Source organism: Dellaglioa sp. CoH-56-MRSF-12 (assembly GCF_056782075.1).
Genome location: NZ_JBXAYD010000069.1, coordinates 1 through 287 on the forward strand (window position 1 = coordinate 1; position 287 = coordinate 287).

The window sequence follows — 287 nt, forward strand, 5'->3', positions numbered from 1 at the left end:
TGGATACTTTGCGTGTGGAAGATGAGGGCAGAATCCGAATCACCGAGTTGGTCTTGTTCGGCATGGCCATGTTCGGCCAGGTGCAATGGGACGCGGATTACCTGATCAAGGCGCACCTCTCGACGGTGTCCCCACACGTAGGCGGCTACATCGTCAAGAACAGGCTCGACCGTATGAGCGATCGAGAGCGAGTGGCCCTGGTCACTGCCGTCGCCGAAGATCTCGGACACAAGGACGTCGTCAAACGTTTCCGCTCGACCTGGGACGCAACGAAGGCGTTCCGCGAC

General features: G+C 59.2%; 1 protein-coding gene. It reads left to right on the forward strand.

Features of this window, described 5'->3' with window-relative positions; genetic code table 11:
• On the forward strand, positions 1-287 hold a 287-nt coding region (locus AC1RPY_RS07815), incomplete at both ends, for a hypothetical protein (protein WP_481763119.1).